The 25,405-nt window shown below is 56.3% G+C and carries 22 protein-coding genes, 2 tRNA genes and 1 pseudogene; 8 read left to right on the forward strand and 17 right to left on the reverse strand.

Translation table 11 applies throughout. From position 1 onward, the window contains the following. From LJE94_12660 to LJE94_12715, 12 genes are all read right to left on the reverse strand, one after another. Entirely contained in the window at positions 1-960 is a 960-nt protein-coding gene (locus LJE94_12660) for a CsgG/HfaB family protein (GenBank protein MCG6910962.1), read from the reverse strand. A 16-nt stretch (positions 961-976) separates the two neighbouring features. Continuing rightward, positions 977-2,338: a DUF799 family lipoprotein gene (locus tag LJE94_12665; protein ID MCG6910963.1), complete on the reverse strand. Its 1,362-nt coding sequence runs from the start codon at positions 2,336-2,338 to the stop codon at positions 977-979. 264 nt (positions 2,339-2,602) lie between these two features. Continuing rightward, positions 2,603-3,793 (reverse strand): hypothetical protein, encoded by a 1,191-nt coding sequence (locus LJE94_12670; GenBank protein ID MCG6910964.1) that lies wholly within the window; start codon positions 3,791-3,793, stop codon positions 2,603-2,605. Positions 3,794-4,017: 224 nt separating this feature from the next. Further along, positions 4,018-4,815, reverse strand: a complete 798-nt coding sequence (locus LJE94_12675; protein MCG6910965.1) for an aspartate/glutamate racemase family protein — start codon at positions 4,813-4,815, stop codon at positions 4,018-4,020. A gap of 64 nt (positions 4,816-4,879) precedes the next feature. Next, entirely contained in the window at positions 4,880-5,299 is a 420-nt protein-coding gene (locus LJE94_12680; GenBank protein ID MCG6910966.1) for a YkgJ family cysteine cluster protein, read from the reverse strand. Continuing rightward, a complete protein-coding gene (gene recR / locus LJE94_12685; protein MCG6910967.1) occupies positions 5,289-5,888 on the reverse strand; it encodes a recombination mediator RecR in 600 nt (199 codons plus the stop codon). Before recR ends, LJE94_12680 begins: the two co-directional genes overlap by 11 nt. Before the next feature lie 3 nt (positions 5,889-5,891). Beyond that, positions 5,892-6,203 carry a YbaB/EbfC family nucleoid-associated protein gene (locus LJE94_12690; GenBank protein MCG6910968.1) on the reverse strand — a complete coding sequence of 104 codons (312 nt, stop codon included), beginning with the start codon at positions 6,201-6,203 and terminating at the stop codon, positions 5,892-5,894. 180 nt (positions 6,204-6,383) lie between these two features. After that, on the reverse strand, positions 6,384-8,090 hold the full coding sequence (gene dnaX, locus LJE94_12695; GenBank protein MCG6910969.1) for a DNA polymerase III subunit gamma/tau: 1,707 nt from the start codon (positions 8,088-8,090) through the stop codon (positions 6,384-6,386). 218 nt (positions 8,091-8,308) lie between these two features. Beyond that, positions 8,309-8,402, reverse strand: a tRNA-Ser gene (locus LJE94_12700). Between the two features lie 189 nt (positions 8,403-8,591). Beyond that, a tRNA-Ser gene (locus LJE94_12705) sits at positions 8,592-8,681 on the reverse strand. A 177-nt stretch (positions 8,682-8,858) separates the two neighbouring features. Continuing rightward, on the reverse strand, positions 8,859-9,596 hold the full coding sequence (locus LJE94_12710; GenBank protein MCG6910970.1) for a tRNA1(Val) (adenine(37)-N6)-methyltransferase: 738 nt from the start codon (positions 9,594-9,596) through the stop codon (positions 8,859-8,861). A 74-nt stretch (positions 9,597-9,670) separates the two neighbouring features. Then, the gene (locus LJE94_12715) at positions 9,671-9,988 is read right to left on the reverse strand and encodes a DUF721 domain-containing protein (GenBank protein ID MCG6910971.1); all 318 of its coding nucleotides are present in this window, start codon (positions 9,986-9,988) and stop codon (positions 9,671-9,673) included. A 381-nt stretch (positions 9,989-10,369) separates the two neighbouring features. On the opposite strand from LJE94_12715, the gene hflK reads away from it, so the two are divergent. Beyond that, a complete protein-coding gene (hflK, locus tag LJE94_12720) occupies positions 10,370-11,401 on the forward strand; it encodes an FtsH protease activity modulator HflK (GenBank protein ID MCG6910972.1) in 1,032 nt (343 codons plus the stop codon). Further along, on the forward strand, positions 11,398-12,348 hold the full coding sequence (hflC, locus tag LJE94_12725) for a protease modulator HflC (protein MCG6910973.1): 951 nt from the start codon (positions 11,398-11,400) through the stop codon (positions 12,346-12,348). Before hflK ends, hflC begins: the two co-directional genes overlap by 4 nt. 70 nt (positions 12,349-12,418) lie before the next feature. Here hflC and LJE94_12730 read toward each other — a convergent pair whose 3' ends face one another. After that, positions 12,419-12,517, reverse strand: a complete 99-nt coding sequence (locus LJE94_12730) for an AURKAIP1/COX24 domain-containing protein (protein MCG6910974.1) — start codon at positions 12,515-12,517, stop codon at positions 12,419-12,421. 492 nt (positions 12,518-13,009) lie between these two features. Here LJE94_12730 and LJE94_12735 point away from each other — a divergent pair, with 492 nt between their 5' ends. The 5 genes from LJE94_12735 (at position 13,010) to LJE94_12755 (ending at position 17,384) form a co-directional block, all read left to right on the forward strand. Next, the gene (locus LJE94_12735; GenBank protein ID MCG6910975.1) at positions 13,010-13,546 is read left to right on the forward strand and encodes a hypothetical protein; all 537 of its coding nucleotides are present in this window, start codon (positions 13,010-13,012) and stop codon (positions 13,544-13,546) included. A 132-nt stretch (positions 13,547-13,678) separates the two neighbouring features. Then, on the forward strand, positions 13,679-13,981 hold the full coding sequence (locus LJE94_12740; protein ID MCG6910976.1) for a zinc ribbon domain-containing protein: 303 nt from the start codon (positions 13,679-13,681) through the stop codon (positions 13,979-13,981). Positions 13,982-14,182: 201 nt separating this feature from the next. Further along, positions 14,183-14,470 (forward strand): co-chaperone GroES, encoded by a 288-nt coding sequence (gene groES / locus LJE94_12745; GenBank protein ID MCG6910977.1) that lies wholly within the window; start codon positions 14,183-14,185, stop codon positions 14,468-14,470. A gap of 34 nt (positions 14,471-14,504) precedes the next feature. Then, positions 14,505-16,154: a chaperonin GroEL gene (gene groL / locus LJE94_12750; protein ID MCG6910978.1), complete on the forward strand. Its 1,650-nt coding sequence runs from the start codon at positions 14,505-14,507 to the stop codon at positions 16,152-16,154. 165 nt (positions 16,155-16,319) lie between these two features. Next, positions 16,320-17,384 (forward strand): LysM peptidoglycan-binding domain-containing protein, encoded by a 1,065-nt coding sequence (locus LJE94_12755; protein MCG6910979.1) that lies wholly within the window; start codon positions 16,320-16,322, stop codon positions 17,382-17,384. A gap of 240 nt (positions 17,385-17,624) precedes the next feature. Here the strand turns inward: LJE94_12755 and LJE94_12760 are convergent, their stop codons facing one another. Together LJE94_12760 and LJE94_12765 are read right to left on the reverse strand one after the other, a co-directional pair. Then, positions 17,625-19,448 (reverse strand): GspE/PulE family protein, encoded by a 1,824-nt coding sequence (locus LJE94_12760; protein MCG6910980.1) that lies wholly within the window; start codon positions 19,446-19,448, stop codon positions 17,625-17,627. A gap of 1 nt (position 19,449) precedes the next feature. Then, positions 19,450-20,496, reverse strand: a complete 1,047-nt coding sequence (locus LJE94_12765) for a hypothetical protein (GenBank protein MCG6910981.1) — start codon at positions 20,494-20,496, stop codon at positions 19,450-19,452. A gap of 367 nt (positions 20,497-20,863) precedes the next feature. On the opposite strand from LJE94_12765, the pseudogene LJE94_12770 reads away from it, so the two are divergent. Further along, positions 20,864-20,950: pseudogene (locus tag LJE94_12770) on the forward strand (prepilin-type N-terminal cleavage/methylation domain-containing protein). 561 nt (positions 20,951-21,511) lie between these two features. On the opposite strand, the gene purQ reads toward LJE94_12770, so the two are convergent. Beyond that, positions 21,512-22,345 carry a phosphoribosylformylglycinamidine synthase I gene (purQ, locus tag LJE94_12775; GenBank protein ID MCG6910982.1) on the reverse strand — a complete coding sequence of 278 codons (834 nt, stop codon included), beginning with the start codon at positions 22,343-22,345 and terminating at the stop codon, positions 21,512-21,514. Further along, a complete protein-coding gene (locus LJE94_12780) occupies positions 22,342-25,338 on the reverse strand; it encodes a phosphoribosylformylglycinamidine synthase (GenBank protein ID MCG6910983.1) in 2,997 nt (998 codons plus the stop codon). Before LJE94_12780 ends, purQ begins: the two co-directional genes overlap by 4 nt. Positions 25,339-25,405 lie beyond the last annotated feature (67 nt).

Raw genomic sequence — 25,405 nt, forward strand, 5'->3', positions numbered from 1 at the left:
TTACTTTTTCAACTTTACGAGGTCGTTGACCTTGAAGCCGGTGCCGGACCGGACAGTGGCCACGGAGCCGTCTTTGCCGAAGAAGCCGGTTATCATCACTTCCCCCTTCACGTTTCCGGGGGCCCGGCCGAGGGACACCTTGGTCTGGGGGTCGATGATTTCATCCCCGAGTTCCTGAACCACAAGCATCTGGCCGACGGTCAGGCCCGTTTTCTGGCCGGCATTGAGGTACACCGTCCCGCCGGAGATCTTGGCGATTCGTCCGGTCCACTCCTGCCGCTCGAACTGGTCGAGCATATTGACCATGGCTTTGGTCAAGGCGTCCCGCAGGGCGCCGTCCCGCAGGTCGGCATCGTAAGATGACTTGGAGCCCAGCCCCAGAGCGCCGCCGGTTTTCTTTTCGTAAACCCCCTGGCCGGAATCGGCGGCGATCTGAATACCGGTGGTTGTGTCGACAATACGGTAGTCCACCGTCACGCGGGCAATCTGCTTCTTGGTCTTGTAGACCAGATAGTCGGAGCCCTCTTCGGCCTCGGAATAGGCGGAAACCGCACCGGTGACGATGGCATTCAGCCCCAGAATCCTGCCCATCTGCGCGGCCGAGGCCGGATCGATGGCGCCGGAAGCACCCAGGGCCTGCTGGTCCAGAACGGACTGCACGTCCTGCTGGGGAATGATGATGAAGCGTTCGGTTTTCTGCAAAATGGTCCCCAGAATATCGGCGGCCGCTTCGCCCACACCGATATTTTTGGAGGGGGTCTTATTTTTGAAATTGACGACACCCACCCTCAGCTTGGGACCGGTGTATTCGCCGGAAGGCGCCAGCTGATCAGATACGCCCGTCAGGGAGGAATCGTCCTTAACCGCCCCCGATGTCTTGGGGGAGCAACCGCTGAAAAAGAAAACCGCCGCCGCCAGCAACAGAAAAAGCGCTGCTAAAGATCTGCCCACTGCTCTCATAATGTTCCTCCTTGAATTACTGCTGTTGCGTCACTATTTCCATGAAATTCTTGCTCTCCACATAATCTGCAGGTACCTCGAAAAGAGATGGGTCGGGTGTCTTCAAGACGATATTCTTCAGCAGGGTTGAAAATTTCACCGTCTCGTTTTCCATTTCGCTTTTGATGATCATGTCGCCCAAATCGGTGGCCCGCCAGACAAACCCCTCCTGCGGGGAAGCCTCGCCCTCGAAGATCACACGCACCTGATATTTGATCGTCGGGTGACCGTCGACGACCTCCCTGGCGACTTCCGTTCTGCTGACATCGGGTTTTGACTCGTAGGCACGCTCCGCATCCGGGTCAACCATGTATTTCTTCACCTTGGGGAAAAGCATGTAGGCCTTTTTCTCCCCGCCGTAGTGGATGCTGATCATTTTGCTGAAGGCAGGCGGCATCGATTCCCCCTGGGTCATGGACGCATAGTCGATTTCCGTCCGGAACTTGCTGCCGGCCTTGGCAACCGGCATCTCGAAGTTTATCTGCCGGTTGTTCTGCTTGTCGACCGTGGTGGAAACCAGGATCGCCGAAAAGTCGCGGTCGCCGAAATCGACATACCCGAACACCGGTACGGCCGGCATGGGCACTTCGGGCATTTGCACAGCCCCGCCGGCCGGGGCTGCGGCTACAAGCGTGTCGCCGGGTCCCACGGGCAGTGTTTCGAAAACCAGCCGGATCATCTCGTCGGTTTCACGCCTGAGGTGCGTGCCGGTGGCTTTGGAAATCAGCTTGGTGCCCAGCCCGAGGGCCATGCCGGTGAGGATGCTTTCATTGTCGGAATTGCGGTCGATGATCACCCAGGGAACCTCTTCATCCTTGTCGCTGATGCCCGCCGCTAGAACGGCCACATCGCCGGCCGTACCGCCATGGGTGTCCTGGCTTTTTACGCCGATGCCGTTATGCCAGAAAACGCTGTCGTCCAGCGCGTTCACGAGCCTGAAGCGTCCCCTGACGTTCCTCGAGTTGTATACGCCGGTGGTGGTTTCGCTAAAGTCCATCAACTCACCGAAAAAAAGGCCTTCCACACCCAGTTTTTCTGCCAGCAGTTTACTTTCCGCCATTTCAAGCTGCCCCCCCATGGTGATACCCAGCTGGTCCACCAGGATCTGGTTGGTCTCGGCAAGCGGCTGGACATTGTACATGCGTCTTTCGAGTGCGGACACCAGGCGTTCCCGTACCATCTCCGGCGCATCGACGTCGTTGGTGTCATTGACCAGCGGCAGTACGGCAATACGCTTCAGAGGATTACCCGGGTCTCCCGACGGTTTGGGCATGGGCATGGCGCACCCCACCATCAGCGCAAGCATTATCGATCCGGCCAACAGCTTCCACAACTTCATTTCTCGCCCTCCATCCGCTCACGCCTGAGAAATATATATCCCAGGGATGAGCGCTTCTAAGTGAAAACTTCCCGCGGCAAACCGCCGGGTATCATCCGATCCGGCAGCGCCATCCACATCGAAATCGCTATCGAAACGACCCGATCCCGATTTGAACATTCACATTTTTATCGCCACCGTCATCGGCACCGCCAAATTTCTCCGGCCCGGCCCAACGAAGCAGGATTTCAATGCTTGCGTAAACAGACAAGCCTCCCCGGCGGATCACTCAAACGCCAACTGAATACGGTTCTGGGAAACCCCGGTCACGTTGATCCTGAAGTCGCCGTAGTCGATAGTGACCATTTCATCGGCGAGCGTCTGGGTTCGTCTGGAAGCCTTCAGGTCCATGACGGCCAGGCCCTGTTCGAAGCTGCGCTGGTACATACCGGACACCCCCCGGATCTGTGCCTGCACTTTTTCCTTGAACACCACCAGCTGGCTGTAGTCGGTGACACCAGAAATTTCCAAACGTATCAGGGAACCGCCGCTCACCTCCTGATTCCAGCGCGCGGTTATCTGCGTGATCAGGTTGTCCGCGATGGATTCGGCCGCCGTCTTCAATGCCTTCGAACCGGCGGTCACCTCACTGGGGTGCACCGCCGCGGCATGTTCCGTCGCCGAAGCGATCACCCGGGCGTTGTCCGTATTCACCGCCCGCAGGGATATGTCCGCCATGGCCGATTTCATGGAACTGTTCATCACCGACCCGGCCAACTTCGCCAACGCCTTACCGTATATAACCACTTCCGCATCGTACAGTCTGCCGATGGTCACCACATCCTCTGTGGAAAGGGATTCCGTCCTGTAGGGCTTACTGATTTGAATATCTCCCGATGCCGTGGCCGGATCGATGACCACAAAGCCCTTCCCGCTCAACTGTTCCATGAGGGTGTTTTCGGTAACGGTCAGATCGGCATTTTCGGTTTTGAGCCCCCACCAGAAGCTGTAATAGTGCCTCCCGATATTTTGCTCGGCCACCATGAGCATGACCCGGGGCAAGTTTTTTCTTTCCATCAGCAACCCCATCGCCATGAGGTCATCCTGTAAATGCCCTTTTTTAACCGTTGCCTGAACGGTCACCCGGAACAGGGAGTCCTCCGTCTTTTCATCGACGATGGTATATCCCTGAACGTAGCCCTGTGTTTTTGAATAGATCCGGTCCCTCAGCACTTCGTAATTCTTGACCAGCGTCTCGGAGGCGACCATGGTTCCCACCGCTTGTTCCACGGCGATGCGCAGGGCATCCTGGATAGCATCGTCCCGGGCCCGCGCCTTGTTGCCGGATTCGATGACGCCCACCCCTTCCGCAGTCGTACTGACAGTGGCGGCGTCTTCTGCTGAAACGATTGAAACGGTTGAAACGGTAAAACAAACGAGGAAAAGAAAAGTGAGATAAACACGATGAAGGTTCATAGCGGTCCGTCGCTCCTGAAATCTTGTGTTTAAACAGTCGGGTACGATGTCACAAATACCTGACAGTGTCAAGGCAGACGCGTTTCCGGCGCACCCCCCCCTTCGACCGGCACCCGCAGGTCAACCGTTCGCAAAAAGCGAGCGAGATGAGCTCATAGCTGACAGCATGCCATGAGCTATGACCTGTCAGCTATGAGCCCACCTTAAGTTTCACCCGCCCATGTTTAGGCCAGTGTGCAATCCTGAAAGGAAAGGTTCCGGCCGAACATCTTTTTCCCGGCGGATGCGGTGCCCCCGGTTATTTCTGTCAGGTAATAGGTTCTGGTCGCCTGCGCACCGCCGGCCCCCTCTTCCTGCACCCGGGAGCGCAACAACTTTTCGGCATACGCGCTCACACCGGCCGAGCTGTCCACCACCAGGGTCCGCTTGCCGATTTTCCGCTGTATGAGGTCCCTTGCAGCACTGTAGTAGCTGCAGCCCATGACCAGCGCATCGACCCGCCTCGTTTTGAGGGGGTGCAGGTATTTCTTCACGATCATGCGGGTCTCGGGCCTGCCCTCCCACCCGTTTTCGATCAGGGGAACCAGCAAAGGCGTTGCCCTGGCATATACCCTGGCTTCGGGATGGCGCTGTTTTATCAGCTCGTCGAACACACCGTCCCTGACAGCGGCTTCGGTGCCGATGATACCGATACGGCGGCAGCGGGGAAATTGTCCCAACCGTTCCACCGACGAAGTGACCGCGTCGACCACCGGCACGCTCGAGGTACCGCCCGAGCGTCGCAACCACGCGGCGGATCCCGCCACACATGCCAGTACGATCAGCGTCGCCCCTCGGTCGGCTAAAAACCGGATTCCCTGATCCACGCAGGCCGCAATCCTGGCCGCACGTCTTCCCCCGTAGGGGAAACGGCCCGTATCCCCCAGGTAGATCATATCCGTCCCGGGCAGTGCGTCCCCCAGAGCCCGCGCCACCCTCAGCCCGCCAAGACCGGAATCGAAAATGCCGATGACGGTGGCCATTCAACTATCCCCTAAATTGTTAGCAATATTATGTCATATACCATTCGACGTGCCCGGGTGGTTTTCATTCATTTTCCAGCATGGCTTCCACACACTTCTTCACGACATCGGCCGGAACGCCCTTGCGGATACCGGGGCACATGGAGGCCATCTTCTCCCAATTGGACGGGTCGCACAGAAGGCTGCGGATGAAGGGCCACTCCCGGCACATCCTGGGTTTTACCGGATGGATACCACACATCCTGTCGCGCCAGAAAATGCAGAAACCGTTTTCCTGCTGGGACAACACCGCTTTCCCGCCCGAGTCATCACAATATTTTTTTTCGAAACCGCGGATGTCTTCGCCGATATATGCCGCTATGGCCCGCATCTCCTCGCGACTGACGTATGTGCCCCCATATCCCCGGCAGCACTCTCCGCACTGCACACAGGTAAAGATGCTCTCGCCGCGGTAAACGCACGACGCTTCTTTTTCAAACGGCATGGCGGCTTTCCATGGCTTTTCTCAGGGTGACCTGATCCACATATTTCAGGTCTCCCCCTATGGGTACGCCGGAAGCTATTCTGGTCACCTCGACCGGGTGGCCTTTCAGAATATCGGCAATATAGCCGGCCGTCGACTCGCCTTCCAGGTTGGTTCCCGTAGCGATGACAACCTCCTTTACCTCGCCGCTCTTTACCCTCTCTATCAGCTCCTTCAGGTTGATATCGTCGGGTCCGATACCGTTCATGGGAGAAAGCGCGCCGTTGAGAATGTGGTACATCCCCTTGAATGAACCCGACCTTTCAATGGAAGCCATGTCTGCCGGCTGCTCCACCACACACAGCAGGGACGCATCCCTTGCCGGGTCCCCGCATATCCTGCACAACGCGCCGTCGCTCATTCCCATGCATCTGGGACAGATCCGTATCTTGTCCTTGAGGTCGGCGATGGCGCCGGCCAGGCTGTCGACGTCGGAGCGTTTCATCTTGAGCATGTGAGCCGCCAGGCGCTCGGCGGTCTTTTCCCCGATTCCCGGCAGCCTTGCCAGGTTTTTAATCAAATTCAGAACCGATTCTGGATAGTGGTACATCGCTTACATGAGCCCCGGTATGTTCATGCCCCCCGTCAGCTTGCTCATCTCCCCCGACACCATTTCCTGGGACCGGTTCAGCGCATCGTTCACGGCCGCCAGAACCAGATCCTGGAGCATTTCCACATCATCGGGATCGACCACTTCTTTTTCTATGGTGATGGAAACCACCTGCTGCTTACCGTTGGCGACGACCCTGATCATGCCGCCGCCGGCGGATGCCTCCACCGTTCTCCCGGCAAGCTCCTCCTGCATCTTCATCATCTTGGTCTGGAGCTGCTGGGCTTGCTTCATCATTTTTCCCATACCCTTCATCGAATCTCCTCCTCGTATAGCGCTTACGCATATAACTGCTGAATTCCAATATTGAAACACTAATTGACGAAAAAAACACCCCGACGGATCGGTTATTTTAAGAATTGTGTTCGTTGCGTTCGTCGCATGAGACGCTAACCCAATAAACCCTGATCCCTCACGCAACGCGGGGACCGGGCGTCAGGCGTCGACCTTGACATCCACCAGCTTCCCGTTGAAGATTTCGATGGCATCCGCAACCAGGGGATGGTCCAGCACCTCCCGCTTCAAACGGTCGGCCTCGTCCTTTTTACGCTTTTTTTTTTGTTCGTCCCTGTGCCGGCCCATTCGGACGGACAGGGCCACCCGCCTGCCAAGGCAGGCCCCGCACGCCGCCTCCAGGTCTTTCAGGCTGTCCTTGCGATTGATTCGGTTGAAATTGAAACGGCTGCCATTGACCTCGATTTCGAGCCTGACGGCATCAGGATCCTCGCGGCAATCCACCAGCCTTGAATTTGTCAGGTTGGCGGCCATCGACGGGTGCCTCTCGCCGATGGCATCCAGCATCTTTTCCCATGCGCGCTCCCGTCCGGCTTCGGTGGTCATCGACACCGCGGCAGGGGTGTCGCCCGGCGGCTTTTTATCGGTATCCGCCCCGCTTTCCGACCGGTTTTCCACCGGGGTTTCCGGCGTCTGCGCTGCCGCCTGCCGGACCGGAGCGCCGGGGGCGCGCCCTGCCGGCGGGAGCTGTCCCGTTACCGGCCCGACCGTCTTACGCAGTTCGTCCAGTTTTTCGATCAAATCGCCGATGGGCAACAGCGGCGTCACCTCGTGGAGTCGGATCATCTCGATCTCAAAGGCCATCTTGGGATTGGTCGACCAGCGAATCTCCTTCTCCGCCTTGAAAAGCATTTCCAGTATCTGGTTGATATGCAGAGACGAAACCTTTTGAACGCGGGCCTGCATCGACCGAATTTCCTTTTCGGGAAGGTCCAGAACCCTGTTCGGCGCCGCCACGAGCTTGATAACGGCAAGATCCCTGAAATACCGGATCAGAGCCGCGTGGAATTCGGGAATGCTGTGGCCGAAAGCGTACACCCCGGCGACGATTTCCAGCACCGATGTGAGATCCCGATTCAGGATGGCCTCCGCGATGTCGGTTATGCTTTGGCGATCGACGACGCCCAGGATGTCGTTGACGGCCTCCAGGGAAACCGGCCCGGAAACACCCGATATCACCTGGTCCAACAGGCTCAATGCATCGCGCATGCTGCCGCCGGCCTGTTCGGCGATGCGGTCCAGCGCTTTCGGCGCCGTGTCGATGCCTTCACTTCGGCAGATGGCGGCCATGTGCCCGGCAATGGCATCGCCGTCCATGCGTTTCAGGTCATGCCGCTGGCACCGGGACAGAATCGTCACCGGGATTTTCTGCGGTTCGGTTGTCGCCATCAGGAACATGATGTGCGGCGGCGGCTCTTCAAGGGTTTTCAAAAGGGCGTTGAAGGCCGGCGTGCTGAGCATGTGCACTTCATCGATGATGTAGATTTTGAACCGGCTGTGGGCGGGCATATATTTTATGTTCCCGCGCAGCTCGCGTATCTGGTCGACGCCGTTGTTGGAGGCCCCATCGATCTCGTAGACATCCGCTCCGCTTCCGCCGGTAATCTCCCTGCAGGAACGGCACGCGTTGCAAGGGGTCTGCGTGGGGCCTTTTTCACAGTTCATGGCCTTTGCCAGGATGCGCGCAATGGTCGTCTTCCCCGTTCCCCTGGGGCCGGTGAACAGGATGGCATGCGCCACACGCTCCGATGCAATGGCGTTGGCAATGGTCCGCGTCACGTGATCCTGCTGGACCACATCGTCGAAGGTTTGCGGGCGGTATTTACGAGCGAGAACCAGATAAGACATGGTATTGTAACGGGTTTTTCAAACGTTGTTAAAACAGCGTTAAGCCTCCAGCCCCTGGGCTGTAATAAAAAAAAACGCTTTCATCTGCCTGCACATGAGCGCTGTGTATTTCGGAACAGGCGTATGACAACCGCTATTACTATAGTAGATCGCACCCCATAAGTCCACACGAATCGTTGGGGGCGTCAGTGGTTCTCCACTGCGGGAAGGGTGAAAAGTGGCGGAGAGAGAGGGATTCGAACCCTCGGTACCGCTTTTGGCAGCACACACGATTTCCAGTCGTGCTCCTTCAGCCAGCTCGGACATCTCTCCGTTTTACTGCGGGCGATCGGCCGCTTCAGCCAATCCTCTTCGGCTCGGGACATGCCGGCTCGACGTTGCAACCTCGAGGCCTGTCGACATATCCGTTTTCCCGAAAAGCGCACGCCACCCTCGCACACCTCATTGAAATTGTCAAGGTGGGATGGCGTCGTTGGAAAAACGGCCGGAGCCGAAAAAGCGTGGCGGAAGAGCAGGGATTCGAACCCTGGAAACGCGTGAACGTTTACTGCTTTTCGAGAGCAGCGCCTTCAACCACTCGGCCACTCTTCCCTATTTTCCCGGGGGGCCCGGAACACCGCGACCCCACAGCTGGGGGTCGGAGGCACACGCCGCATCCGCTCCCTGATCTTGTTCGGGCACCACTATAATGATTATGCCCTGCTTGTCAAGCAAGGGGCTATTTTTCTTCATGAAAACAGTGAAGCCGCCCGTTGTCGTCCGCCGTCCTCACGCTGGCGGGTTGAACATGCGGCTCAATTCTTCGGTGTAGCCGCCCCCATCCCGGAATATGATCAGCGGCTTGCCGATCGTCATCCCCGGGCTGCCCGCTTTTACACCCTCCACCAGAACCAGGCGGGCGTCGCCGGCGGCGCGGGAATGAATCGTACGCACGGTTTTGGGCTCGATGTTGCTGCGACGCATCTGCGAAAACAGGTCGACCAGGCGTTCCCCGCCGTAAATGCACAAAAATTTACCGGCGGTCCTGAGCATGCGTGCAGCCGTCGACAGAACGCCGGCCAGATCCACCTTGAGTTCGTGCCGCGCAACCGCCCGCTGGCTGTCGGGATTGATCCTTCCCGATGAAACCCGGTAGTAAGGCGGGTTGCTGACGACGATGTCGACAGGGCCTGAGAGGGTGGCCGGTTGCAGGTGCTGCATATCCATGCCGATGATTTCGATGCGTTCTGCCAAGCCGTTGGTCCCTGCATTGCTCCGGGCCATTTCCGCCAGGTCTGACTGGATTTCCACGCCGAACAGTCTCACATCCGGGTGCCTGTAAGCGACTATCAGGGGAATGATGCCGCAACCGGTCCCCAGATCGAGTATCCGGTCCCCGGGTCTGGGCCGGACCTGATTTGCCAGTATGACCGCATCGATGGAATAGCGGTACCCCGACCGGGCCTGCCGAACCGTTATTTTTCCATTGAAAAAGGTGTCGGTGGTAACTAATTTTTCAGGTTCCATTTTTGAATATTCACCAAAACGGACCACTTAGAATCGCTTTCGTATGGTTGCCGCAAGCAGCTGAAGATGAAAAATTAGATGGGCCCGATTTTGAACTTTATCGTCGTCACCAGATCTTCACCCAAGCCGGCGTTGACCTGCTCGACAATCTCCGCCTTCAGAAACCACAACTGCTGCAGCCATGCCGAATCCGCCACGTTCACGATCAACAGAGACCCCTTGAAGACCGCCGGGCGTGCATGCTGCGCTATCCGCTCTCCCACCGCCGAGGGCCACACCTCCCAGACCCGAATCATTTTGGCATCGCCGTGGTTGCGCTGGGTCTGCAAAATGTCCCTTATGACCTGGCCCACCTTGACAAACTGACCCTCTTTAGTCCGCGGTTTCGTCACCGGCATCTCCTCTTTCAAGTGAACGTTTCAGCTTGCGTGCCCTCCTTGTCAAAGGACGAAATCGTCGACCGCATCGGCAGAAACCAATGCCTGCCCCGCAACAGAAGATTGCCGCCGCTTTGTCTGCAACGACGATTTCGCATCCCACCATACAAAATTAACCACGCCCTTTAAAGGTTTTAATGCCGGCTTCACCCTTTTTACTTGACTTGGAAGTGAGAGGAACTTAGACTAGCTGATGATTTGCGTGAGTAACCACGCGATAATAAAATTGTTTAACGCGTCGACCGTACACGCGTTCGTAACCGGTTTTCGCCGTGGGCGGCGAACATCCTCAGAATCCGCAAAGGCAAATGCAAACATTAATACAGGATTGAAATCATGAGTTGGGATTGGGAAAAACTGAAAGAACAGCAACAGGCCAAACGCGGCACCCCGCCTCAGATAGACGAAATCATCAGTCAGCTGAAGAAATTCAAGCTTCCCGGCGGGTTCTTAATGGTGGTCATCATTCTGGCATTGCTGCTGGGATCATCGGTGGTCTATACGGTAAAGCAGGATGAGGTCGGCGTCATTCAACGCTTCGGCAAATATGCACGCACCGTAGGCCCCGGTTTGAACTTCAAGCTCCCGGCCGGCATCGAGAAAGTCACCAAAGTCAATGTCATGCATGTTCAGACGGAGGAGTTCGGCTTCCGCAACCCGCGTTCCACGGATCGTTCCCGTTTCAGTTCCGATACGGAGAACCTTCAGGTTTCCCTGATGCTCACCGGCGATCTCAATGTAGCGCTGGTTCCCTGGATCGTGCAGTTCAAAATCAAGAACCCCTACGACTATCTTTTCATGGTCAAGGAGCCGCGCAAGCTCCTCATCGACATGTCCGAAACCACGATGCGCCTCGTGGTCGGCGACCGCAGCATCAACGAAATCATCAGCAAACGTGACGAAATTGCCGTGGAAGCCAGAAACGCCCTGCAAAAAGAGCTGGACGATGCCAGTTCGGGCATCCAGATCGTCACCATCGAAATGAAAAAGACCAATGTTCCGGGACCGGTGCAGCCCTCTTTCAATGAAGTCAACCAGGCCACCCAGGAAAAGGAGCAAACGATTTACCAGGCCAAGGAAGACTACAACAAGGCCATACCGGCGGCAAGGGGCGAGGCCGACCGTACCATCAAAGCAGCCGAGGGGTATGCGTTGGACCGGGTCAACCGCGCCGAAGGTGATACGGCCCGCTTCGTCTCCGTTTACAACGAATACGTCAAAGCCAAAGACGTCACCAAGCGCAGACTCTACCTGGAAACTCTCAAAGACCTTTTTCCCAAGCTCGGCAAGAAATATATCATTGACGCGGATCAGAAGAACGTGCTTCCCCTTCTCAACCTCGGCAAACAGGGTGGTGAGACCAAATGAAATCCAAAGGTTTTTTAGTCATTATCGCGATCGTCATTTTAGTGGTTGTTTACAACGCGGCCTACACGGTCGACGAAACCGAACAGGTGGTTATCACCCAGTTCGGAAAGATCATCGGCAAGCCCAAGATTACGCCGGGGTTGAAATTCAAGCTCCCGGTGTTGCAGAAAGCCAATTTCTTCCCGAAAAATCTGCTCGAGTGGGACGGCGATCCGGGGCAGATACCCACGCTTGACAAGACCTTCATCTGGGTGGACACCTTTGCCCGCTGGAAAATTGTCAAACCCATCATTTTCTTCCAAACGGTCAACAACACCTTCAATGCCATCGGGAAGCTCAACGACATTATCGACCCCGCCGTGCGCAATGCCATCACGTCCCACCGGCTGATATCGGCCGTCAGGAACTCCAATCGGAAAATGGATATCACCGAAATCGATATGGAAGACGACACCAGGACACAACGTGCCACCTTCGCCATCAAGATCGGCCGCTCGCAAATCATCAAAAGCATTCTCGAACAGGCCAGGCCCAAACTGGAAGCTTTCGGCATCGAACTGATGGATGTCAAGATCAAGCGCATCAACTATGTGGAAGAGGTCAGGAAATCGGTTTACGGCAGGATGATCGCGGAACGGAAACAGATCGCGGAGAAATTTCGTTCCGAGGGAAAGGGTGAAGCCAGGAAGATCCTGGGCGAAAAGGAGCGGGACCTGAAGCGGATTACCTCCGAGGCCTATCGAACCGCCCAGGAGATCAAGGGGAAGGCCGATGCCAAGGCCACCGCCATCTTCGCCAAGGCGTTCAGCGTCGACCCCGACTTTTACTCCTTTACCAAAACCCTGGAAATCTACAGCCAGGCCATGGGCAAGGACAGCGAACTCGTTCTGAGCACCGACTCCGAGTTCTTCAAATACCTCAAAGGCTACACGAAAGCGGCAGAATAACCCCCAGTGTTTCAAAAGGAGCGGGCCTGTGCACGGTGCACAGGCCCGTCTGCTTCTACCTCAATGAGGTTTATTTGCCTTTTCGTCTCTGATGCCGCGTACGGGCCAACAGTTTCCTGTGTTTATGTTTGCGCATTTTCTTTCTGCGTTTTTTAATGACACTTCCCAGAAGATCACCCCCAATCAAAATTATTGCGAATCCGTATCGATCCCGAAATTCATTCTTAAAATTCGAAGCGCTCAACTTAGGGTATTTATACACCAACCCTAAATTGAGGACAGTGTAAATTGATTTTATAGCACCTCGATCCATGCGTTGTCCACCTTTTTTTCGGCCGGCCGGAGAAAACGGTTCGCAAGGCACAAGCAATATCCAGAACCCGGCGCGCTCCGCGCCTTGAGCCTTACATCCTCCCAACACGGACAAACCGGAAGAGACAAAGATCATTTGTCACGAATACACGAAAGTCCATAAACACGAAAAATACCATGAAAATATTCTTACCTTGATCACCCGTAAAGTTTGAAGCGCTCAACTTAGTAGCTTGAATGGTTAGCCGGGGTGTGATATCAGATCACATCGGAATTATGCAGGCGGTTACGGTTTTGACGCCGACACCGGCGGTTGCTCGGGCAACCGCAATTTCCCCGGACAGATGCCATGGGCAACACCCGAACATTCAACGCCGATGAAATAAAAATCATCAATTCATCCGTGGCCATGGCCGAAGAACTGGTGAGCAACTTTTATAAGATGTCAGCCAGCGAATGGCTGCACCCCAAGTACGACGTCAAAACCCATAGCGACCTTGCCCGAAATGAAATTGTCGACGGCCCCTTTGCCCAGATCATCCGCTACGAGGGCAAGCTGAAAGACACCTCGCTGGGCTCCACCACCTACGATTTTTACAAAATCTGCCTGCAGGACCACGCTATCATAGCCGCTCTCGGAGTGCAGAAGGAGCTGAAACTTTTCCCTTTCATCCTCTACGTCATCACCCATGAACTCATCCACATCGTCCGATTCAGCAGGTTTCTGCAGAATTTCGACGCCTCGGAAGAGGAAAAGGTCGAGGAGGAAAAACGTGTCCACAAGACCACCCGCGACATCCTCAGCCCCCTCAGGCTGGAAGGCATATCCTATGTCCTCCGGTTCTACCGGAGCTGGCACAGCCCCATAGACGGACTGAAAACCTGATTGCGGCATCTGTGGCCGGTCAAAATTCTCCGCCCCCTTGACTTGACATCGTGAAAACACTCACTATATTAGTTCATCTTTTTCGAGACCCGAACCAAGCGTAAGACCTTTGCGTAAGGAGATGTTTTCAACATGCCCATCTATGAATACGAATGTGCCCAATGCGGAAAGATCGAAGAGGCCCTTCAGAAGATTTCCGACAAACCCCTTAAGAAATGCCGCCACTGCAACGGAAAGCTGCACAAGCTGGTTTCACAAAGCAGCTTCCAGTTGAAAGGAACCGGCTGGTATGTGACCGATTATGCCGACCGCTCCAAGAAAGCCCCATCCAGCACGGACAAAAAAGTCAGCGAACCTTCCTCATCTTCTGAAAAAAAGGCATCATCGTCAGGAACGGACACCGCCGGGAAAGCAGCCCCGAAAGCCGTCGATTAATCAATATTTTCCGGAGGACTTCACAACTAAATCGTATGGATCGACGAGCCCATTTTTTTTTGATTTGCGGCCCTTTACAAACGAAAATGTGTGATTATTTTTCTTAAAAAATTGAGAATCATCCTAATTTATCGAACAGTTATGAGAAGTTAGCGCAAATCGTCAACGATCAGAAAAAAAAAGAAAAGGAGAGTTGGAAAAATGAAACTGAGACCACTGCAGGATCGTATTTTGGTACAACGCGTAGAAGAGGAAACCACAACCAAGGGCGGTATCATTATACCCGACACAGCCAAGGAAAAACCCGCCGAGGGCAAGGTCGCCGCCGTGGGTAACGGCAAAGTCGGCGATGACGGCAAACGGGTTCCCCTGGAAGTCAAGAAGGGCGACCGGGTCCTGTTCGGCAAATATGCAGGAACCGAAGTAAAGGTCGATGGAGATGAATACCTCATTATGCGTGAAGACGATGTTCTTGGCATAATCGAATAAGTTAACTGCTATACAGTGATGGAGGAATTTAAAGATGGCTGGAAAAATAGTTAAATATGACATGAAAGCCCGCGAAGCGATGCTGAACGGCGTAAGAACATTGGCTGACGCAGTTGTTGTAACCCTGGGCCCCAAAGGCAGAAATGTCGTCATCGACAAGTCCTGGGGATCCCCCACCGTTACCAAAGACGGTGTGACCGTTGCCAAAGAGATCGAACTGGAAGACAAATTCGAAAACATGGGTGCCCAGATGGTTAAGGAAGTCGCCAGCAAAACCAGCGATATGGCCGGCGACGGTACCACCACCGCCACCGTTCTGGCACGCGCCATTTATGAAGAGGGGCAGAAACTCGTAGCCGCAGGTAACAACCCCATGGCCATTAAAAGAGGCATCGACAAAGCTGTGGAAGTGGCGGTCAAAGAGCTCCACAAAATGAGCAAGCCCACCAAGGACCAGCGTGAAATCGCCCAGGTCGGCACCATTTCCGCCAACAACGACGAGACCATCGGCAACATCATTGCCGAAGCCATGAACAAGGTCGGCAAAGAAGGCGTCATCACGGTGGAAGAGGCCAAAAGCATGGAGACCACCCTTGAGGTCGTCGAAGGTATGCAGTTCGACCGCGGCTACCTTTCCCCCTATTTTGTAACCGACCCCGAAAAGATGGTCGCCTCCCTCGAAGATCCTTTCATCCTCATCAACGAAAAGAAGATCAGCAACATGAAAGACCTTCTCCCGGTTCTCGAGCAGGTCGCCAAAATGGGCAAACCGCTCATGATCATCGCCGAGGATGTCGACGGTGAAGCCCTGGCCACCCTCGTGGTCAACAAACTGAGAGGCACCCTGCAGGTTGCCGCCGTCAAGGCGCCCGGTTTCGGCGACCGCCGAAAAGCCATGCTCGAGGACATCGCCATTCTGACCGGCGGCCAGGTCGTATCCGAAGACCTGGGCATCAAACTCGAGAACCTGACTGTCGCCGACCTTGGTAAAGCCAAACGCATCACCATCGACAAGGACAACACCACCGTCGTCGACGGCGCCGGAAAACGCGACGCTCTGGAAGGCCGCGTCAAACAGATCCGCGCCCAGATCGAAGAAACCACCTCGGATTACGACCGTGAGAAACTCCAGGAGCGCCTTGCCAAGTTGATCGGCGGCGTGGCAGTCATCAACGTCGGCGCAGCCACCGAAACCGAAATGAAAGAAAAGAAGGCCCGCGTGGAAGATGCGCTCAATGCGACCCGTGCGGCGGTAGAGGAAGGCATCGTTCCCGGCGGCGGCGTCGCCCTGGTTCGCACCCTCGAAGCCCTTGAAAAAATCAAGATCAAGGCCGAGCAGAAACTGGGCGTCAAGGTTGTCATGCGCGCGATCGAAGAACCCCTGCGCCAGATTGCCAACAACGCCGGTTATGAGGGCTCCGTGGTGATCGACAAGGTAAAGAGCGCCGAGGGATCTACCGGATACAATGCCGACACCAACACGTACGAGGACCTGATCAAAGCCGGCGTCATCGACCCGACCAAGGTCGTGCGTTTCGCGCTGCAGAACGCGGGCAGCGTTGCCGGTCTGATGCTCACCACCGAGGCCATGATCGCCGAGAAACCCGAAGACAAGCCGGAACCGGCAATGCCGGGCGGCGCACCGGGCATGGGCGGCATGGGCGGCATGGGCGGCATGATGTAATCCCCCCCCATACCGTTACGAAACAAAACCCCCCACGCCCTAAGGTGTGGGGGGTTTTGTTTTGATAACCGGCATAAATGCTTGACAAAACACACCAAAACAGGGTAATAAGCGGGGTGTGACCTCCTAAACCGAGCCTTTCAAATTCTAAGAGGGAGACCTGTAATGAATGGCAACAGAATCATGACGGCAATCACCTGCTTGTCTGCAGCCTGCATGTTGGTGCTGGCTACAGCCCCTGCCCCGCTGGCCCAGGATGCTCAGGAGACCGTGGAACACGAAGCAGGATTCTACTATACCATCCAGAAAGGTGACACGCTCTGGGATCTGTCCGATCATTTTTTCGATTCCCCCTGGCTGTGGCCGGAACTGTGGCAGGAGAATGACCAGATTCCCAACCCGCACAGGATCTATCCCGGGGAACGCGTACGGCTGTATCAGAAAAAGGGCAGTGACACGTTCTCTCTGGCACCACCGGAGCAGAAAAACCAGGTGGAAGAGGCCTCCGCGGAAACCGAGGTTTCCGACGAAACCGCCGGGGAAACGCCGCTTTTCTTCCTCTTTCCCGCCATTGACAAGGTCGGCTTTGTTACCAAAGATGAGATCGTTCCCCTGGCGACCATCTTCGACATCAAAGACAACCAGCGGCTGGTTGACACGGGGGACAGGGTGTTCATGTCCTACGGGGAAGAAGACGCTGACAAACTCCAACTCGGCAGCCAGTACACCATTTACCGGCGGTTGTTGCCCAACAATGACAAAAGGTGGAGCAGGGAATACGGCTTCCAGTATCTCATTGTCGGCAAGGTCGAAATCGTCGAGAGGAAACCGGACTACGTCTCGGGTCAAGTGGTGGCTTCCTACCGGCCGATCAGCAAGGATGACTTCATCCTGCCCTATGTGAGGCGTTCCCCCAAAATACCCATCTCGCAGAGTCCCGAGGGGATGGATGGCGAGGTGATCCTCTCCGAAGAGCACGCGGAGCTCATCGGCGACTATACCGTGGCCTTCATCGACAAAGGCAGCGAGGACAACATCGTGCCCGGCCAGCAGTACAGCATCTACCACCAGCAGACAGGGACGCACGACGGGGAAAAGGTACTCTTTTCACCCATGGATTACGCCAGGTTTATAGTACTTCACACGGAAAAATACGTGTCCACGGTGCTGCTCACCCAGACAAATCAACCGGTGTCGCCCGGGGCCCATTTCAGAACACCGGTTCACTAAGTCTATTCCACAATAGAGGCCGTCCCTGATATTTTCAAGGCGGCATATCAAAAGGATGCCTTTTTTGTGCCCGCCGGATTGATGATGAAGGTTGGCAGATTACTAATAAAACAAGGTGTTGGAGCGATCATCAATCCTGCGGGGCACTGTGACAGCCGTGCAGAATGGCAATAATATGCCGCCTTGAAAATATCAGGGACGGCCATGCACGTCATGTAAAACGTTTTTCTATCAACCACGTTAGATCTGTTCCCACGTAACCCTCAACACCTCCTGGTAGGTGGTCACGCCGTCCAGGAATTTCTTAATGGCACTGTCCCGCAGGGACACCATCCCTTCCTTGACGGCCTGTGCCCTCAACGCTTCCAAATCGGTGCGCTCCCCCGTGATTTTCTTGATGGCTTCGGTATAGGAAAGCACTTCGTGAATGCCGGTCCGGCCCTTATAACCCGTTCCCCGGCACCGCTGGCATCCCTTACCCCGGTAAGCCGTAATCTTCCCCGAACGCCCGACCCGCAAGCCCAAGTCGGCCAGCTCACCGGTATCCATGGTGAAGGCTTCTTTGCAGTGGGAGCATATTTTGCGTACCAGCCGCTGCGCCAGGATGCCCCGCAGCGTAGCCTGGATTAAAAAGGGCTGTATCCCCAGGTCGATCAGACGGGTGATGGAGGTCGGTGCGTCGTTGGTATGCAGCGTGGACAGCACCAGGTGCCCGGTGAGGGCTGCCTGAACGGCATTCTCGGCGGTCTCGAGATCCCGCATCTCTCCGATCATGATCACATCCGGATCCTGGCGCAGAATGTTGCGCAGAATGTTGCCGAACTGAATACCCACGAGGGGGTTGACGGCTATCTGGTTGAAGTCCTGGTGGATCATCTCTATGGGGTCCTCGACCGTGGTGATGTTGATCTCCGGGGTGTGCAGATAACGCAGGGTCGAGTAGAGCGTCGTCGATTTCCCGCTTCCCGTTGGACCGCACACCAGCACGATACCGTTGGCGGCGTTGATAATCGCATTGAAACGGATGAGATCGGTGGAGGAAAAGCCCAACTGCTCCAGGTCCTGAAAAAGAATGTCCGGGTCCATGATGCGCATGACCACTTTCTCTCCGAAGGCCGTGGGCACGATGGACACGCGCACCTCGACCTCGGCCCCCCCCTTGTCGGTTTTGATGCGCCCGTCCTGGGGCCTTCTCTTTTCCGCCATGTCCATGCGCGACAGGTTTTTAATGCGGCTGACGATGGCCGTATGCACATTTTTGGGTATTTTGTAAACGGTGTGGAGAACACCGTCGATGCGCATCCTCACCAGGCTTGCCTCACGTTTGGGCTCGATATGTATGTCGCTCGCTTTCTGATCGAGGGCGTAAGTGAAAAGGTGGTTGACCGCCTTTACGATATGCTGATCGTTGGAAGGAAGTTCGTCATCCGGGGTGATGCGCACGTATTGCTCCAGGTTACCCAGATCGACCAGCGGCGTCGAGAACTGATCCTCGGCCGCAGCAATGGAGCGTTTGAAACCGAAAAACTCATTGATCAGCCTGATGATTTCATTTTTAGCACTTACGACGGCCCGGACCTCCAGATTGCTGGCCCTGGCGATGTCTTCCAGAATTTCCGAGTTGAACGGATTGGTCGTGGCCACCGTCAGGCGCCCGTCGTTGATGGTCAGAGGCAGGACCAGGTGGCGCCTGGCAAACGATTGCGGAATAACCGATGTGACGACATTGAGATCCAGCTTGAGGGGGTCGATCTTCTTGTAAGGCACCTTCCATTCTCTGGCAAGCACCTGGTAGATGTACTCTTCATCGAGGGGCAGGAAGGCGTTGTCCCTTCTTTTGATATGCAGCGAATCGATGACATCGATAATGCCGATCGTTCCCGTGTCGCGCGCCGCCGCCGGACCGGCCGGCTTTTTTCCGGCGGACTGTTGATCCAGCGTTTTTTTCAACGCCGCGGACTTTTTCAGAATTTCGCGCGCCTTGTCCTTGGCGAGCACCCCCCTGCGCACCAGTATGCTGCAGACACGCTCGTCGGTAAACGTATTTTTCAGGTCGTTTTCCATTTCAACCGGCAGGCTTGGCAGCGGCTCTGTCCATGGATATATCGGCCCACTGCAGGGCCTGCCTGACGAGTCCGTGGAAAGCGCGGTCCTCTTTTAGGAGGATAAAAGCCTTTTCCCGTGCCTTGATCGCTTTCAGCAAAGCAATGTCCTGTTTTCCCCCCACACGGCCCAGGCCGCGGATGAGGATTTTCAGATGCTGCAGCAGCAGCGGCAGGCACTGAAGACTTTCCGATAAGTGAAATATCCGGCTGTCGGGATCGCCGAACGATTCGACGGCGGATTGAATGATGCGGTGGGCAATATCACCGCCCACAAGCGATAGGAAAATGATGACCTCGCGGTCCAGCGAAAGCAGGAACTCAACCGTCAGGCCATCGGGTTCGGCGGTGGCGGCATCGACGGCGGCCGCAATGCCGGCTCCGATGGTCCCTACTTTCCGTGTAAATATCCCTCCCAGGCTTTCGAGGCGCCATTGGGCGTACTGGGTAACGTCCGTGTCCAATCCGTTGATGACCAGGAGCACCTCCTCGGGCGTTGTTTCGATATCCGTATGCAGTTCCTTGTTGTACTTCCGGACAAGCAGGTTGGACAACATCAGGGCGTCCCTGTCGGATCCCGTAACATGGTCAGGATCGCCGACAAAATCGTTCAAAAGGACCTTCAGGGCCTTTTTAGGCTGTTTCAGATGGACGATCAGAAGCTGCATCGAGTTCAAAAAAGCCACCCTGTCGCTCAAAGCCAGGCCTTTCTTGAAATAGTGCCAGCATATTTCGAATATTTTCCTGTCGTAACGCGACAGCTCGGGAACCCGCTTTTCGAATGCATCGCGCAAAAAGCGGCCGTCGGTGCCGAAGCAGCCCGAAAACAGCACCGCGATCTGTTCCGCATCTTTTTCCTCGATGTCGAAATAAGCGGCGAACCGCTGATAGTCCTCTGGAAGAAATGCGCTTTTGGCGGAGGCAGCGTCACTCATTTTCCGTATGACCGTCTCTATGCCTGTCTTCCCGGCATCCGTTCGATCATTTGTTTGGTGATCAGTAGTCGACATGTACGTCATCCAGCGATCTGCATTGACATGGTTGCCTCGGCGCTGCAACGATGGGGTTTATCTCGGTCGGTATACCGGTTTGTCACCCGAAAGCAAACCCGGAAGCTTGTCGATCGCGTACGGCACTCCCGAATTTTTTTATCTATAGATGATTATCCCCGGCATGTCAAATGTAAGGCGAAAGGCGTATGGCGCAAGGCGCAGGGAAAATCCAACCTACGATGCATCCAGCCTTTAGCGCCCTGCTCCTTGTACTTATACCGCTTTTTCCTCCGCAACCCGTCGTCATTTAATCAGTATTGCCAGGCGGCCATTCCTGTTGGATGATAAGCGTGTCGGATCAATTGGAAGAAGGAGGGGTACCGCCATGGCCGCGCACCGGGGATTCACCCTGATTGAGTTGATGGTCACCTTGGCCGTTATCGGCATCCTTGCCGCCGTTGCCACGCCGCAGGTCGGCAGGTGGATGCAAAACACAAAACTGAAAACCGGGGTCATCGACCTGTTGGTGGCCATTCAGCATGTCCGAATGCTGGCCGTAAAGGAAGACCGCAACCTCGTTCTGACCTTCGATCCCGACGGCGACGGCCGCCTCGACGGCACTTACACCGCCTTTGTGGACAACGGCGGGGGGCTGCCCGGGCTATGGACCCGCGAAGCCGACGAGCGGATCGCAACGAGCGGCCGGGTACCGCCCGGCGTCTCCCTTATCGAGGCCTCATTTGCCGGCGGTGTTCCCAGAATCCGCTTCAATCAGCTGGGGCTTCCCAACGGGCTGGGGGGGCATGTGTACATGAAAAACAAGGTCGGCCGCTACATGGGCATCCATGTGAACATCAACGGCAGCGCCAGAATCGTCAGGAGCCCGAGCGGGGAAAAAGGGACGTGGGAATAAAATCGTGTCCCACGATTTTATGAAACGCGACTGCGTCGCTGCGAATAGCCTTCAGGGCGCGGAACTCGAGGGGCGAAACGCTCGACGCATGATGCTTTGAATTGCCCTGCGCCTTGCACCTTACGCCTTAGCCAGATAATCGACCGCGTTCTTGAATATCCGGATACCCGGGGGCAAGCCCTCGGGCAGCGGTTCACCGCGGCGTTGAAGCAATTCTTTCCGGCGTGTCCAGTCCGGGTGGTTGGTCCAGTGGTTATATCCCTCGGGGTGGGGCATGAGTCCGAATACACGGCCGGTGGCGTCGCAGATCCCGGCGATATCCCGGAGTGAGCCGTTGGGGTTATACGGGTATTCCCCGTCGGCAACCCTGCCGCCCTCCCCTATGTACTGCAGTACGACCTGGCCGTTATCGAACAAGCGCTTGACCGTCGCTTCGTCCGCCATGAACTTGCCCTCACCATGTCGCACGGGAAGTTCCAACTGGTCCAGGCCACGCGTGAAGATACAGCCGGACTCGGGAAGCGTCCGCAGGCGGACCCATGCATCCCGGAAGTTGCCGCAATCGTTGTAGGTCAGGGCCACCGACTGCCTCCGGGCCTTTCCGTCGTGGGCCGAGGCGGCAAACCCGGGCAGCAGCCCCATGTTGACCAGGGTCTGGAACCCGTTGCAAATGCCGATGACCAGATTGCCCCGCTCCACGAACGCCTGAATCTGGGTGCCGATGTTCGTGCGCATGCGCAGGGCCTGGACGACGCCCGCCCCGTGATCATCCCCCCAACTGAACCCGCCCCCGAACACCAGTATCTCGAAATTGTCCAGGTTGACGGACCCGTCGATCAGGGCATTGATGTGGATACGGTGGGATTTCGCCCCCGCAAGCTCAAAGCCATAGGCCGTCTCGTGATCGCAATTCAGTCCGTACCCGGTGAGCACCACGACATTCACATCACTCATATCAAGTCTCCAAACGGCTTTTTCCATGCATCCTTCAGTTCCGCCACCTTCTTTTCGAGGATCACCTCGCCGTCATTTCCTATAATGCTGAATACCTTGTTCCCGCCGACCTTCCCGACACAGGCACAGGGCTGACCCTTGAAGTGGCGCTCGAACCGCTCCCTTTTCGATGGGTCGACGGTGGCCACAAACCGGCCGCATGACTCCGAAAAAAGAAGGGTGTCATCCCTGAGAGGCTCCTGCACCGGAACCAGTCTCAGGTCCACCTCCATGCCCAGATTTCCGGCCATGGCCACCAGGGCCGTGTGCACCCCCAGGCCGCCGCGGTAGACGCCGTGCACCGAAGCCGTCGCACCGTCCTTCACGGCCTGGACCAGGGCCCGGTAAAGCGGCAGGAACTGGTCCGGAATCACTTCGGGCACATTCAGGCCGGTGTAGCCGAGGTGCTCGTAATATTCACCACCCCCCAGTTCGTTGCGTGTGCTTCCCAGGATGTAGACGAGGTCCCCCGGCAACTTGCTGTCCATGGTCATGCACGTTTCGATATCCTCGACCACGCCGATGGTCGAAAACTGGAGTGTTTCCAGAGCCGAAAGCTTGTGCGTTTCCCCGTACCGGCCGGTGAGATAACCGTCCACATACATGCTGTCCTTCCCGGAAAGCAGCGGGATCTCGTAAGCCAGGCAGATGTCTCGCAGGGCCAGACAGGAGCGCACCAGTTGCGCTGCCTTGTACTTTCCGTCCGGATTGTCGACCGGGTGGTATTGAATGCTCGGCCAGCAGAAATTATCCACGCCGCCGACGTGTTCCATGTCGCCGCCCACGGCAACCAGCCTTCTTACCGCTTCATCGATGGTGCAGGTGGTCATGTGATAGGCATCGATGGCCGAATAGGCGGGTATGAGCGCCTGGGAAAAAGCCAGCCCCCTCTTGGAAGGGAGCACCGGCCTGATGACGGCGGCGTCGCTGTTGACATCCCGCTCCTCGCCCACCAGCGGTTTGATGACACTGGTCCCCTGCACTTCGTGGTCGTATTGCCGGGTTATCCACTCGCGGCCGCAAATGTTCGGACGGGCCAGCATGTCGACCAGCAGCCGGCCGTAGTCTTTGGGGGCCTTCAACACGGGTTCGTAAAGACCCCTCGATTCAGGCGGCTGCCACACGGCATCGAACTCCCACTGCGGAAACCCGGACTTCAGAAAATCGATGTCCACGTAGGCGCAGGTTTCACCGTTGAATGTGATGTGCAGCTTCCCCGAGTCCGTGTAGGTCCCGATGACCGTACTTTCAACGGCATGCTTCCGGGACAGCTCCAGAAACCGGTCTATATGCTTCGGCTCGACGGCGATGGTCATTCTTTCCTGGGATTCCGACACCCAGATTTCCCACTGATCCAGGCCGTCGTACTTCAGGGGCACCTTTTCAAGCTGGATCTCGCAGCCGTTGGAAAAACGCGCCGTTTCGCCCACGGAAGAGGAAAGCCCGCCCCCCCCGTTGTCGGTGATGAAGCGGATGAGTCCCTCGTCCCTTGCCTCCAGCAGGAAGTCGTGCATTTTTTTCTGGGTGTAGGGATCCCCTATCTGCACATGCCCGGCAGGCGTGCTCTCCGAAAACGTTTCCGATGCCGCCGTAACGCCGTGGATGCCGTCCTTACCCACCCTGCCGCCGCTCATGACCACCAGGTCGCCGGCAAAAATATCCTTGGTTTCCGATGGCTCGCCAGCCACCATAGCGGGCATCAACCCGACGGCGGTCACGAAGACCAGGCATTTTCCCATGTATCCGTGGTGAAAAAGGACCTGGCCGTAAGTGGTGGGAATGCCGCTTTTGTTGCCGCCGTCCCTGACCCCCTCGATCACCCCGTCAAGAAGCCTGCGCGGGTGCAGGCGCGGGCTCAGGTCCCCATCGTAGTCCCGGTCCCCTACGCAGAAGCCATAGCTTCCCATGATAAGCCGGGAGCCCTTGCCGGTCCCCATGGGGTCCCGGTATATGCCGACGATGCCCGTGATGGCCCCGCCGTAAGCTTCCATGTTGGACGGTGAGTTGTGGGTTTCTCCGGTGATGACGTAGTAGTGGTCGCGGTCGAAGCGTCCGGCGCCGGCGTTGTCCCACAGAACGGACACCACCCAGTCCTTCTTGGCCTTCAGTTCGAGGGTGGGTTCCTGAATACAGGTCTTGAAAAGGTTGTCGATGGTTTCGGTGCGTCCGGTTTTGAGGCTTTTGTAGCGAAACAGCCCCTGGAAGGTGTTGTGGTTGCAGTGGTCGCTTCTGGCCTGTGAAATGTATTCCAGCTCCACGTCGGTCGGGTTGGACAAGCCCACCGCATTTCTCTGCTCCAGGACGTTCCTCTTCAAAAAGTATTCCCTGATGGTGGGGATGTCGCTGGAATTCAGCGCCAGGTTTCGCCGGTCGCTGATTTTCTGCAGGGCGGCATCGCTTTCCACCGGTATGGTCGACACCGTGGGAGTGTGATCGAGAACGACTTTGGGAATGATGAAACCGATGCCCACGCTGGGGTCCCACAGCGTACGATCGTAGATTTTCCACTGCTGGATCAGGTCGTTGGCCAGAAGCTCGCCGGCAACCTTGCGCACATCTCCTTCGGTCAGCCGCGGCGAGCGTATACAGTACCGTTTGGAGGTGTAGACGGCGCTGCCGGCCCCCATGGTCACGCCCAGGGCGTCTTCTATGGCTTCCACCGCGGTGCTTCCCGGGTTGTCCTTGACGCCCGGCCGGTACCCCACCCAGATGATCCAGTCGAAATCGAGGGGCAGCGGTTCGTAGGAAGAAATTTGGGTAATCGGGTTCGTAAAAACATCTTTTTGAATGGTGTCGCACTGGGCCGGCGAAAGGTCCATGTCGATGGTGTTGATCTGCACCACCCGTACGCTGTCGAGTTCGATGCCGAAGTAGTCTTGCGCTTTTTTCCGAATCCCCTGGCCTTCGGCGTCAAGCAATTCAGGCTTGATGGCGATTTCGAGTCGATGTGGCATGCGTATGACCCCCTAATAACGAATTGTCTCCTTAACGGGGAGACAATTCTTTATGAAACGCGGCTTC

This window comes from Deltaproteobacteria bacterium, assembly GCA_022340465.1.
Lineage (GTDB): Bacteria > Desulfobacterota > Desulfobacteria > Desulfobacterales > B30-G6 > JAJDNW01.